Below are 12,752 nucleotides of genomic sequence, written 5' to 3' on the forward strand. Positions count from 1 at the left end.
GCAGTCTGTAGTTCTATCTCCTTAACATCAGCGGAGAGGACCTTTACATCCCCATTTGGATTATTAATACGAATTAAGGATATGTCCTCGTCCAAGGGTAGCTTTACAACCGCTTTATCATAACGAAAACCTTTCTCTTCTCCTAACTCCGATGTCCCGCTCAAATCAACATTAAATTGATCGAGCCAGCGAAATGGAATTTCGGCGTACTGAGTTACAGCATATGCGGTTACTGTAATAATGATAGCTATGATTCCACCTGCGACATCGAGGCGGAGCCTTTTCTCTATTTGTCTAAACTTCAAACTAAACACTATCGTTTCGATTCCTAACATAATAAATAGAACTGGCCACCACTGCCCGAGCAGAGCAATGTCGTTGCGCCCTTGGAATTGATCCCAAAGCAGCAGCGCACCAACTGTAAGGATGAGTGCGGCGGCAGTAAAACGTCCGAGCTTAAACATTGACAACGACCCTTTCCGTGATTGAAGCAGCAATATAATGGCAGCTATCATTAGTAATGGGCCTACACAAAGCTCAGCCAATTCATTCATCCACGGTAATAACGTCTCTGGCGGCTTCACTAGTATAAGCATGATAATTCCAGCTGATAACAGTAAAATACCATGAGTAACCCCAAGAAGAGCTGGCTTAGCGCCGTCTTGTTCCATACCTTGGAGTGAATCAAATACACTGATGAAATAGAAAACAGGCAGCATTATTCCTAAATAAACGATGAGCAATAAATGTCTGCCGCCGTCTGAATCAGCTAGACGCACCATTGCAGTAATATCTAGTAAGTATGCCGCCATCAACAGCAAGCCCTTCGGGTACTGTTCCGTATAGATATGTCCCGTACCCGGCATTATAAAGGCAAATAGTACGGCAAGTAATCTGCTTTTTCTCCGTTTTATTCCGAGCTTACCCAACGTACGCCCTCCAAGTGCTTGATTTGCTCTAATAACAAGAGCAATACATTGGATTTCGGCAGTGTGACGTATAAATGAAGAATAATCTGTTTTTCATCACCTTCATCATCTGCCTCCTCCATCACCATTTTTTTAATACCAACCTTTTTTTCCAACAACAAAGCATTTATATTGAGCAAAGTTTGCGTTAAATCATAGGCTTTTATTTTTAGAAGCTGATCTTTTTTCGTACTGATATAACGCTTCTCCAACTTATTGAACGCCCATAACGTAATCAATACCAAAACAGTCACTGTTCCAGCGGCAAAGTAGAAACCAGCTCCAACAGCCAAACCTATTGCGGAAACAACCCACAATGAGGCTGCAGTCGTAAGACCCGTAATTGATCTACCTGTAAATAGAATGGTACCCGCGCCTAGAAATCCTATGCCTGTAATGACCGCTGCAGCAAGACGCGCGGGGTCAACCCTTACATTGGGCTCATCTACAAATGCAGAAAAGCCGTACATAGATAGAAGCATAAGTAAACAAGCTCCTAAGCAGACAAGGATATTCGTTCGTAATCCTGCCGCATGATTGTTCTGCTCTCTTTCAAATCCAATAAGTCCACCTAATATTAAAGCAAGGACTAATCGAAGCAAGATATGCAACTCACTGATGTACCATGGGTTGCCTAACGAATTCATCATTTCAATTCCGACCTTTCTGTACTGATTATTGTATCATAATTGTATGCATCGAAAGGCATCTACAGGTATACATCCTTCGGGTAAGAAAAGACGCGGCTCATCATATCGATGAACCGCGTCTTCTGCAAAAAGCCACACTTATTTCAAGCGCTCTAGAAGCAGCTTGTTAACGAGTGCCGGGTTAGCTTTCCCTTTGGTTTCTTTCATAATTTGACCAACAAGGAAGCCAATTGCCTTTTCTTTACCTGCTCTGAAATCTTCGACGGATTGCGGATTCGCTTCGACAATTTGATTCACGATCGATTGAATTGCACCTTCATCGCTAATTTGAACGAGGCCTTGCTCCTCAACGATCTGCTGCGGAAGCTTACCCGATTCGATCATCGCTTTAAATACGGTTTTTGCAATCTTACTACTGATTACCCCTTTATCCAACAATCCAATCATCTCGCCTAGTCCTTGCCCAGTAATCTGCACGTCGGATAGTTCGAGATTGTTAGCATTCAAGTAGCCAAGCAAGTCACCCATAATCCAGTTCGATACCGCTTTGGCGTCCTTCGTGTAACGAAGGCTTTCCTCGAAGAAATCAGCAAGCTTCTTGGAAGATGTAATTACTTCAGCATCGTAGGATGGAAGACTATAATCAGCTGTATAACGCGCTTTGCGAGCATCTGGCAATTCCGGAATTGTAGCACGAATGCTTTCTTTCCATTCATTGCTGATATTTAAACGAACAAGGTCTGGATCTGGGAAGTAACGATAGTCATGCGCTTCTTCCTTACCTCGCATCGAGAAGGATTTGCCAAGTGCATCGTCGAATCGACGCGTCTCTTGCACAACTTCCTCGCCGCTATCCAATATTTCAGCTTGGCGGAATTGTTCATATTCCAAGCCGCGCTGAACACCTCGGAAAGAGTTCATATTTTTCAACTCTGCACGTGTTCCGAATTCCTTCTGCTCATAAGGACGAAGGCTTATGTTCGCATCACAGCGCAAGCTTCCTTCTTCCATCTTCACGTCAGAAACATCGCAATATTGCATAATCGCTTTAATCTTCTCCAAGTAAGCTTTCGCTTCCTCTGGCGTACGAATATCCGGTTCCGATACGATTTCAATAAGCGGTGTACCGACACGGTTAAAGTCGACTAGGGAAGCGTATCCTCCATCGACGTGCGTCAGCTTACCCGCATCTTCTTCAAGATGAAGCCGAGTAATACCGATTCGTTTCGTCACGCCATTCACTTCAATATCGATCCATCCATTCTCGCCGATCGGTTGATCGAATTGCGAGATTTGGTATGCTTTAGGTGAATCCGGGTAGAAATAGTTTTTACGGTCGAACTTGCTAATATCCGCGATTTCGCAGTTAATTGCCATCGCCGCTTTCATGGCGTATTCAACCGCCTGGCGGTTCAATACCGGCAAAACGCCGGGGTGTCCTAAACATATTGGACAAGTATGGGTATTCGGTGGTGCACCAAAAGCAGTCGAGCAGCCGCAAAATATTTTACTATTTGTATGCAGCTCAACGTGGACTTCCAGTCCGATCACCGTCTCGTATTTATTCGGTTCAGACATTCGTATCGATCCCTTCGTAAACGTATATAACCGCTTATAGCTGCGGACGTTGCTTGTGGTGTTCGGTGTTCTGCTCGAACGCATGCGCGGCGCGCAGCACCGTCGACTCATCGAACGCCTTACCAATAATTTGTAGACCAATTGGCAAGCCGTCTGCTGTGCCGCATGGAACACTTATAGCTGGAATACCTGCTAAGCTAACCGGTATCGTACAAATATCGTTCAAATACATGGTAAGCGGATCTCCAACCTGTTCTCCTAGACGGAAAGCCGGCGTTGGTGCTGTAGGCCCGATAATGAGATCATATTTGTTAAACACTTCATCAAAGTCTTGTTTAATAAGCGTACGTACCTTTTGTGCCTTCAAGTAATAAGCATCGTAGTAGCCGGAGCTTAGTGCATACGTACCAAGCATGATACGACGTTTAACTTCAGGACCGAAGCCTTGGCTGCGTGATTTGCGATATAAATCAATTAGATTAGCTGGATCTTCCGCACGCACGCCATAACGCACGCCGTCAAAGCGAGCTAGATTCGAGGAAGCCTCAGATGACGCAAGCAAGTAGTAGGTCGCAATCGCATATTCAGTATGCGGCAGAGATACCTCTTCCCATGTCGCGCCAAGTGATTCATAGACAGCCAATGCTTTTAGCACAGCTTCCTTCACGCGCGGATCAATACCCGCTCCAATATATTCCTTCGGAACGCCGATGCGCAATCCCTTCACATCACCTGTAAGAGCCGAAGTGTAATCAGGAATTTCTACATTTGCTGATGTTGTATCGCTTGAGTCATAGCCAGCAATCGCTTGTAGCACATATGCGGAATCTTCAACGTTTTTCGTAAGCGGACCAATTTGATCCAGAGATGATGCAAAGGCAACTAAACCAAAACGCGAAACAAGTCCGTAAGTAGGCTTCAATCCAACAATTCCGCAATAGGCTGCGGGTTGGCGAATTGAACCTCCTGTGTCCGAGCCAAGTGAGAAATATACTTGTCCCGCAGCAACTGAAGCTGCTGAACCGCCACTTGAACCACCTGGTACATATTCGGTATTCCATGGATTGCGTGTTGGATGGTAGCTTGAATTTTCATTCGAACCGCCCATTGCAAACTCATCCATATTCAGCTTCCCAATGGTAACAGATTGAGCAGCTTTCAATTTACGGACAACAGTCGAATCATAAATCGGATTATAATTACTTAGAAACTGGCTGGCGCATGTCGTAAGCAGCCCGTCCGTCACAATATTATCCTTAATTCCAGCTGGTAATCCAAATAGCAGGCCGCGTTCGCCGCCTTCTTGTAATTGCTTGTCCAGCTCCGAAGCTTGCTGACGTGCATTTTCCTCATTCAACGTTATAAAAGCCTGAATAGCAGGCTCGGTTTCTGCAATTCGTGCATATGATGCGCTAACTAGCTCGGAAACAGAAAGATCCTTGTTGTTAAGCTTGTTATGTACATCCTGCAGGCGTAAATCAAACAGTGCCAACAGTAGTTCCTCCCTTCAAATAAAACCCATTCTTATTATTCAAGCACCGCTGGTACTTTGATTTGTCCGTCTTCCTCATCAGGTGCATTTAGAAGCACCTTCTCGATTGGCAGCGACGGGCGCTGTTCATCAGCTCGCATCACATTTGTAATCGGCAGCACATGACTGGTTGGCTCAACATTTTCGGTATTTAGCCCATCCAACTTCTCAGCATATTTTAAAATAGCATTGAGCTGCTCTGTAAACTTTTCTTTTTCCGTATCAGTAAGCTCTAGCCGTGCCAGATTAGCTACATGATCAACGTCCTTAGGCGTTATGCTCATCGGTGTATTGTCCTCCCTAAAAGTAATATGAAGTAAAAACCACTTCATCAGCTTTATTTAAATATAGGAAAGTATATGTTTCACACTTATACCAATGCCTATATTTCACCGCGAAACGAGCTATTACCGCCAGAGGACGGCGACAGCTGTTTACGCTTGTGTATGACCAGTAATCATTCTTCCTATTATAGCTTACATATATAGCGAACATCAATGTAAACGACAAACGACTTCTTCAATAAAAAAAGACTATCCAAGCAGTCGTCTAACTGACCTGCCGAATAGTCTGTTCTAAATCCTATTGCTTAAATCCATGCCTTCAAATTAACTTGGCGGATAAAATCCTTCTGACTGATTGCTTCCTTGCTGGTAGTATCCTGTTCCGGCTCTTCTTCATCACCATTCATGATACGCTTAAACAGTTCCTCATTATGCGTGGCCAAAGCAAAATCAATAAGCGCTTCCCGCTCAACGCGGTCGACTTCATCCTGAATAAGTACTTCTTCAAGCTCTACATCCTCGTCAGGTATAAGGAAATTTCGGTTAGCCTTCGGCACACGTAGCACGTAATCAAATACATTGTCCGCGTTACGGTCGTAAGCAATTATATAGCCATATTCCCCTACGGGAAGGTTTTGTTCATATTGGTCAGCCACAATGACGACCTTTGTGCCTAGCTGTAGCATCGTCTTCAACTCCTGTTTCTTAGCCGCTGATTCTTTCATCTACTATCCTACTAAAAAATAGTAGCGGTGTCCAATCGAGAGAGAAGACTTTCCTTCGATTAAATTTTAGTCAACAGCTTTACTTCGAAGCAGCTGCCACACAGATGCTGCCAATGTTGCAAAAATGAACAATACGGCAACAGCAATCGCCCATATAAAGTTGCTAATATTGGTGACTTCAATTGTTAATAGTTGATAGGAGAATCCGCTTAAAGCCCCTGGACTCCAACCTAGCTGCTTCGGAAACAGACTTGCTAGAATTGATAGAATAAAAGCTCCACCTAGCGCGGAAAAGGCAGCGCCAGCTGGACTCCGCAGCAGTGTGCTAAACATTACCGTAAATGATATAACGATCGTTAACCATAAACCGTATACGAGAAAGCTGCTAACTATTTTATCAACAGACACTTCTCCAAATAATAGATCAGTATAATACCAGGAGGCTAAGTATCCAGCTAGTAAAGATCCCCAGGATAGAATAAGCAAAGCTGTCCACTTTGAGCTAATGAATGACCAAGAAGATATCGGTTTCACTAAAATAAGCGATGCCGATCCGCTATTACGCTCTCCTGATACTGTACCCATTCCCACTAGTGCAAGAACGAGCACGCCAAGCGTCCCGAATTGACTCAATGTTTGAGCGAGTACAGCTGTCGCTTCCGCTTTTGGGATTTCAATAACGGTTCCTTCTGGAAGATTTCCTGCTTGTTCCAAAATAAGCGGCATGAGATGCATAGAAACCGGCTGCATAATGCCTAATATTATAAAGACCAGCGGCACCCATAGCAGCTTAAAGCTGCGTGCCTGCTCAAGCAGCTCCTTCTGGACCATGAAGACCCATCTTGAAAGGCTCGAAGTATGTTGAACATTTCGCCATGAATCAGTAACGGAAAGCTTTTTTGCTGGACTGTTCATTCGTTCACCACCTTCATAAATAAATCCTCCAAGGAAAAGTGACCCATTTCCAAGCGGCTTACCTTCACCTGATTCTTCGCTATCTCATCCAATAAAAATTGTCTTGCTTCGTCAACCTCTGTTACTGTGAAACGGTAGACTCCAGCCTGTTGCTCTACATTTGTAAATAAAGCAGATAGCTTAGATTGAGGTGCTGCTGTACGGATAAGCTCCGTATAAGATGTCAGCCAGCGTTCAGAAAGGTCATCCTTTTCTATTTGAAGCTCAATAATCGGCTTACGATGATCGTTTCGAATAGTCGAAATATTACCTTGGAGTGCTACTTGCCCATTTCTAATAATGATTACGTCATCACAAAGCTCTTCCGCATCGTGAAGTACATGGGTTGAGAATAGTACGGTTGTTTCTTGCTTCAAATCACGTAGAATGTCCAGCACCTCTCGTCTGCCAAGTGGATCAAGCGCGGATACCGGCTCATCCATAACAAGAAGCTTGGGTCCATGTACGAGTGCCTGAGCTAAGCCTAAACGCTGCTTCATCCCGCCTGAATACGTACCTACTTTTCTCTTAGCTGCATCTTTGAGTCCCACTCTATCCAGCAGTTCCTTAGCACGAGTCTTCGCCACGGTCGGTTGTAGTCCGCATAGCTTGCCTGCATAAACGACATACTCAAAACCCGTCATCCAATTGTAGAAGGTGGGAGATTGTGGTAAATAACCAATCAAACTTCGTTGACTTCCCGCTTCCTCTATACCGTGAAAGTCCATCTGTCCCGTTGTCTGCTTTAACAGCCCGGTAATCATTCGTATAGTAGTCGTTTTACCTGCTCCGTTCGGTCCTAGCAGTGCTACGCAATGCCCTTGTTCGATATCAAAATCGATACCTGCAACCGCCTGCACCGCTCCGAATGTTTTGGTTAAACCTCGCACCTGAAGTAGTTTTGTCATCAGTCATTCTTCCTTCCAATAATAAAAAATACGATAGAACCGATCATATTTCCAAATACGATAATAAGAACCCACATCCACTTCGGTCCTCTTGTTTTCTCCGTTTTGAAGCAAAGAACAAGTGCTATTATCATAAGAATGAATTGAATAACGATAAAAGGCATAATAATGGGCAGTATTTGTGAGATATCAATGCTTTCGTTCATTTGAGTTCCCCATTTCAATGATTATAGTTGGTATCCTATTGATCTTTGCGGTCTCTTCGATCACGTCGGAACCACCCGCTTCGTACGAATATGAAATAGAAGAGAAGCGGCATCGGAGCTTGGATTAGCCCCCAAATCCCCCAAAACCATGGCATGCTATCACGCTTGCGAGCATCCATAAACAGCCATGTTGATTGTGTGATCAATACTGACGCAAGCAGTATCCAGAACCAAACTGAAGATGCGATTAGTTGTTCCATTTGCGTCCCATCCTCTTACCAAAAGTCATACTGACAAACGCAATCCCGCCCATAGCAATAATTGACTGTAAGATTGCGAACCATACCCAGTCACGTTCCAGCATCCACATCATTGATCCGAAAATAAAGCATGCTACTAGCCAAAATAACAAGAGGTCTTTCCAAAGCTTCCTCTTCAGATCATTTTTATGCAGTTGCACGAGCTGTTCAATATTATGCAACTCCGGTAAAAGAGGCTCATGAACGGCATCAAATCGATTTATGGCTGCACCAAGTTGTTCATCAAACCATTGCTGATCGATTTCATCTGATTTATGCTTCTTCAAGTTTCGTTAGCTCCTTCCGCAGCTGCTTCAACCCGTTATGCAGCCTCGATTTTATTGTCCCTACCGGTATATCGAGCATAGTCGATATTTCTTCTTGTGAATAATCGTAATAATACTTCAGCAATATCGGAATTCGAATATCGCCGGAAAGCTGACCTAGTGCTTGAAGCGCCTCTGGCCACTCATCCATTCGATGCAGTGTATCATAGCGCATTGTCCGCAGTGACTGCTCCTGCTCTTCCTGCAACCATTTCCGCTCCCGCTCATATCTCCTTAGTTGATCAATGACTAATCTAGAAGCGATCGTAATCAGCCAAGTAGAAAATTTAGACTTTGCTTGAAATGTCGCTATTTTCTCGATTGCCTTTAACATCGTTTCTTGCGTTATATCCTCTGCGCGGCTCTTGTTCATAGTTACCTTCAATACATATTGATATAGGAAAGGATAATTATGCCGCAGCAGCTCTGAGAGCGCTCGTGTATCTCCTCGAACTGCTTGCTTTATTAGCTTCATCTCGTCATGCACGAGCGCATAAGCCTCCTTTGGAATTGATCTGTTATAGCTTTGACGTTTAACTATCTTCTTTCGTTCATTATTTAAAAACATTTTTTTGTGCAACCAAAATAAATAAACTACAGAAGGATTATTTGCTTCTGCAGTTCATTTTAGTATGTAGTGTTTATTCAACCGTCAGCTGCGGCTGTACCATTTCCATATAGGCTCAACACTAGCCTGGTCCAGACAAGAAACGCGATAAGCATATGGACTACCCATCGCATGGACTGATAGCGTTAGCAGCTGTTTGCGCTGCTGTCCAATGGAGCGTTTCACTCTCATCGTAACCATTTGCGGGCGGCGTATTAAATAGGTGATTCTAGATAACGTCCGGCGCTGCAGTGTTAGTTGACCATCCTCAAGCGTAACACCAGCTGCGTTGTAACAGCTCTTTCTCCACACTATGATAAGAGGGATCAGCAATAACGACCACAAACCAGCACTTTTAAAAAATGCGATTACCGTTAAGCAAGCCGCTATAGTAAGCAGAAGCTCCACTCTAACGTAATAAAGTAATGCGCGCTTAGGAGCACCTACTAGAGCGTCCTTAGATGGCAGCTTCAAATGCGGCACAAAATCATCAAGCACCTTTTGAATATCCGTACGCTTCAGATAGGGATGCAGCATAAGCTGCTCCTTCTTATCCGAGGAAATAACTTGAAGCTGAATTTGTGCATAACCGAATAGTTGACGCAGCAATCCCTCGTTAATAATGACAGCTTGCACCTTCTTCGGATCGAATAAATGTGTTCTCTTCTCAAGCAAGCCATAAGAAACGGAAACTTGCTTACCATCTTTACTAGCTGCGAACCCACTATACTTTAATATGTACAATATAATGGAGAGCAGCCACGCAAACATAAGACCAATCACAATTATGACGCAGACTAAAAGATAACTTGATGCAAGGCTAGCTGAATCCTCAACTACGTTTTCAAAGAAATGATCGGGAAGTATTTGCTCGATAAAATCATTTGCAAGAGAATACAAACCAGCAATAAATGCAGCTACTAATCCGAAATTCATGGAGGTCGCAGCAGCCTTAAGCAGCTGTGCGGAATCCAGTTGAAATGAGGGGCCCTTATCTGAACCTTCTGGACTTAGCTCTGTCTGCTCATTCACGTCTATATGAATCTCATTCTGAGCTATTTCCTCCGCTTTACCTCTAAGYATGACTCGAAGATGATTAGCCTCCTTCAACGAAAGAGCGGGTAACACACCCTCAGCCTTTTTGTTGCCGCCAGGAGTTTCAATCTTTACCTGTGCCACTCCTAGCAGACGTTGAATGAGCGGTTGCTCCACGTTAACCGAATGAATGCGGGTGAAATATATGGTCTTCTCATCACGAAACAACAGCCCTTTGCGAATGACGATTCGGTCTTCCTCCAACCAAAACCCAAACCGCCTCCATTCCAGAAAACTACCTATAACAATGAATACTGCTAATGCTCCAGCTCCTGCATACCAATACCAGCGCAATTCTGACCATTCTACGCCCTTAACAAGCGCGATTAGTATAATAGGAAGAAATCCTTGGATCGTTTGAAGCAATCCGAATAAAATGTACACGGGATGAAGTTGCCGCCGTTCATTCATCCTGATCATCCACCTTAGCGAGTATACCTATTCTGAGCTTTAGCTGCTGTGCCTCTTCTTGCTTAAGACCGCTTATTGTATGTGTAGTCGCAGCTGTTACGACTGACACGCTTGCCAAGTCATATTTACGCATTAAAGGACCGCTTTCGAGCTCAACGTGCTGAACGCGAACCATCGGAACAAGCACATTGCTTATAAAGATCAGTCCAGATTGGATTTCCAACTCATCATCAAACAACTCGTAATGAAATCTTTTATACTTGATCTCTGGAATCGTCCACGTGAACAATACAAACGTAATACCAAAGACTATCAAGCTTATCCAACCAGGTAAAAGTGTCCAATCCCGCACCAGCGCAATTATAAAATAAGCGATAATCAGCGCAAGAAAAATCCCATTCGAAATAAGCCCACTAATTCGGTAAACCTTAATATAATCAAGATGCAACCGCTTTGTTAACTGCCTAATCATCTCGTCGTCTCCCTCAACTAACTATGACAATACAATAAGCTCTGCCTTTGACAGAGTCAGTGCCCTTGATCCGTTTTCTGTAATTAGATAACTGTTTTCTATGCCGACAACCCCATGCCCTGGAAAAGTGAACTTAGGCTCGACAGCTATAACCATACCGGGCTCTAGCGGTACATCGAAGCCTTTGGCTAAAACCGGCCACTCATCAATCTCCAATCCTATTCCGTGGCCAAGAAACTTAGCTTGATCAGCTCCAAAGCCCATAAAGTGMTTGGATAGTTTTTCTTCAGCGCATCTCGCAAGAGCATTCTCGTATAAATAGGAGCAGAGTGTGCCAGGGACCATGAGTTTCTCAGTTGCTGCAATTAGCGACTCCGAAACGTTGTAAGCATGTAATAGCACAGGAGAAAGCTCTCCTATAACAGCGGTCCTGGTCTGATCTATAACATAACCATCTACACAACAACCAATATCGATCAATATAGGCTCATTCCTCTTAATGACCGATCTACTAACGCTTTGCGGAGATGCCGCTCCAAGACCAAGCCCTCCGGCGGGACCATCAAAATAGGAAGGGACGGCAGCAGCAGCACCTGAGATGACCATGCCCGTAGTAATTTCTTGGTTGTAGCCGCGCATGCGCATTAGACCTATATGACCACGAATACGTAATTCATATTCGACACGTGCCATCCATGCCAGCTCCGTTACACCTTCTCGCAGCACATTTAGTGATTCATCCAATGCTTCAGCGACTACGCTCGCCGCTTTTTCGATTCTGCTTATTTCCCAAGATGACTTAATTGCCCGCTGCTTGCGAATAAGAGCGGAACCATCAATAAGGTCACAGCTGCCCAAAGCACCAAGCAGCTCAGAGAGTTTAAGATAGGACTGCGCCGGAAGCACGTCAAGATCAGCAGCAATTCGCAGCTTAACTCCGCTTTGAAATAAGCTAGCATAATCGTTACTCAGCGTTTGAAGGAAGCTTCTAAACGCCCCAAGCTCTGCTACTCGAACAGAGGTCTCCCGTTTAGCTCGTTCAACGCTGCGCCGAACATAAAACGTAGCATCTCCATCACTTGGAATGAATAAATATCCCGTTTGCATGGAACCGGCCAAATAATATAAATCAACATTTTGTGTAATGAGGAATGCGTCAATATGCTCGGTTAGCATCGTTTTCTGTAACCGTCTGATTCTTTGTTCAATAATCTGTTCAGGAATGTCTGCTGTAATTTCCATATTCTAGTCGATCAACTCCTATATACTAATTCCCTCCTCTTATTACACCAATTTTCCAATTGCCCGTCAACCTATAACGAGCTCAGCCGCCCCCTTAATATGCCATTCAATCGGTTCAAGCACTTTAAAAGCTCGCGGATAAACGATATGCGCAATAAGAATGACCCCCGGCCGCTCCAGCGTAACCTCATAACTATATGTGTCATTCCGATACGTATAGGGAAACGAACGGTCAGCATTCACAACCTCGAATACAACCACCTCCACCGGTTCCCTCAGAAAGGAGCCCGCCAGCGGCACCCCATTTGCATCTAAATACAAATTCGCTTGCAAATATAAGGCCGCTGTATCTGCGGCAGCATCCGGTGATAATTGCAGCTCACCGTTGCCAAGAGCCACTTGATCCAGCTGCTGCGCTGCAGCGTGCGCAGCCCGATTAATCGCATGTTTGCCTTCGAATAAGGTTTGCATAGCCAGTTCCTCCTCCACCTGCATT

General features: G+C 44.3%; 15 protein-coding genes and 1 pseudogene. All 16 read right to left on the bottom strand.

The window, feature by feature from the left end:
• Positions 1-929 (bottom strand): annotated as a pseudogene (locus AC1DWN_RS17015) (hypothetical protein); the annotation flags it as partial.
• The gene (locus AC1DWN_RS17020; RefSeq protein WP_477560094.1) at positions 911-1,618 is read right to left on the bottom strand and encodes an MgtC/SapB family protein; all 708 of its coding nucleotides are present in this window, start codon (positions 1,616-1,618) and stop codon (positions 911-913) included. The pseudogene AC1DWN_RS17015 and the gene AC1DWN_RS17020, both read right to left, overlap by 19 nt.
• A gap of 138 nt (positions 1,619-1,756) precedes the next feature.
• A complete protein-coding gene (gatB, locus tag AC1DWN_RS17025) occupies positions 1,757-3,196 on the bottom strand; it encodes an Asp-tRNA(Asn)/Glu-tRNA(Gln) amidotransferase subunit GatB (protein ID WP_477560095.1) in 1,440 nt (479 codons plus the stop codon).
• A 34-nt stretch (positions 3,197-3,230) separates the two neighbouring features.
• A complete protein-coding gene (gatA, locus tag AC1DWN_RS17030) occupies positions 3,231-4,688 on the bottom strand; it encodes an Asp-tRNA(Asn)/Glu-tRNA(Gln) amidotransferase subunit GatA (RefSeq protein ID WP_477560096.1) in 1,458 nt (485 codons plus the stop codon).
• 35 nt (positions 4,689-4,723) lie between these two features.
• Positions 4,724-5,011, bottom strand: a complete 288-nt coding sequence (gene gatC / locus AC1DWN_RS17035; RefSeq protein WP_477560097.1) for an Asp-tRNA(Asn)/Glu-tRNA(Gln) amidotransferase subunit GatC — start codon at positions 5,009-5,011, stop codon at positions 4,724-4,726.
• A 305-nt stretch (positions 5,012-5,316) separates the two neighbouring features.
• Complete coding sequence (locus tag AC1DWN_RS17040) at positions 5,317-5,697, bottom strand: ATPase (protein WP_477560108.1); 381 nt, start codon at positions 5,695-5,697, stop codon at positions 5,317-5,319.
• 105 nt (positions 5,698-5,802) lie between these two features.
• The gene (locus tag AC1DWN_RS17045) at positions 5,803-6,651 is read right to left on the bottom strand and encodes an ABC transporter permease (protein WP_477560098.1); all 849 of its coding nucleotides are present in this window, start codon (positions 6,649-6,651) and stop codon (positions 5,803-5,805) included.
• Positions 6,648-7,598, bottom strand: coding sequence for an ABC transporter ATP-binding protein (locus AC1DWN_RS17050; protein WP_477560099.1), 951 nt, complete (start codon positions 7,596-7,598; stop codon positions 6,648-6,650). Before AC1DWN_RS17050 ends, AC1DWN_RS17045 begins: the two co-directional genes overlap by 4 nt.
• Positions 7,598-7,804: a PLDc N-terminal domain-containing protein gene (locus AC1DWN_RS17055; protein WP_477560100.1), complete on the bottom strand. Its 207-nt coding sequence runs from the start codon at positions 7,802-7,804 to the stop codon at positions 7,598-7,600. Before AC1DWN_RS17055 ends, AC1DWN_RS17050 begins: the two co-directional genes overlap by 1 nt.
• Before the next feature lie 35 nt (positions 7,805-7,839).
• Positions 7,840-8,064 carry a sigmaY antisigma factor component gene (locus AC1DWN_RS17060; RefSeq protein ID WP_477560101.1) on the bottom strand — a complete coding sequence of 75 codons (225 nt, stop codon included), beginning with the start codon at positions 8,062-8,064 and terminating at the stop codon, positions 7,840-7,842.
• Complete coding sequence (locus tag AC1DWN_RS17065; RefSeq protein ID WP_477560102.1) at positions 8,052-8,390, bottom strand: YxlC family protein; 339 nt, start codon at positions 8,388-8,390, stop codon at positions 8,052-8,054. The genes AC1DWN_RS17060 and AC1DWN_RS17065 overlap by 13 nt, the downstream gene beginning before the upstream one ends.
• The gene (sigY, locus tag AC1DWN_RS17070; RefSeq protein WP_477560103.1) at positions 8,377-8,916 is read right to left on the bottom strand and encodes an RNA polymerase sigma factor SigY; all 540 of its coding nucleotides are present in this window, start codon (positions 8,914-8,916) and stop codon (positions 8,377-8,379) included. Before sigY ends, AC1DWN_RS17065 begins: the two co-directional genes overlap by 14 nt.
• A 165-nt stretch (positions 8,917-9,081) precedes the next feature.
• Complete coding sequence (locus AC1DWN_RS17075; RefSeq protein ID WP_477560104.1) at positions 9,082-10,542, bottom strand: PH domain-containing protein; 1,461 nt, start codon at positions 10,540-10,542, stop codon at positions 9,082-9,084.
• A complete protein-coding gene (locus AC1DWN_RS17080) occupies positions 10,535-11,014 on the bottom strand; it encodes a PH domain-containing protein (RefSeq protein ID WP_477560105.1) in 480 nt (159 codons plus the stop codon). The genes AC1DWN_RS17075 and AC1DWN_RS17080 overlap by 8 nt, the downstream gene beginning before the upstream one ends.
• A gap of 21 nt (positions 11,015-11,035) precedes the next feature.
• Positions 11,036-12,256 (bottom strand): M24 family metallopeptidase, encoded by a 1,221-nt coding sequence (locus tag AC1DWN_RS17085; protein ID WP_477560106.1) that lies wholly within the window; start codon positions 12,254-12,256, stop codon positions 11,036-11,038.
• A gap of 66 nt (positions 12,257-12,322) precedes the next feature.
• Positions 12,323-12,751 (bottom strand): hypothetical protein, encoded by a 429-nt coding sequence (locus AC1DWN_RS17090; protein ID WP_477560107.1) that lies wholly within the window; start codon positions 12,749-12,751, stop codon positions 12,323-12,325.
• Between the last annotated feature and the right edge of the window lies 1 nt (position 12,752).

This window comes from Paenibacillus sp. P4_A7 (genome assembly GCF_056402455.1).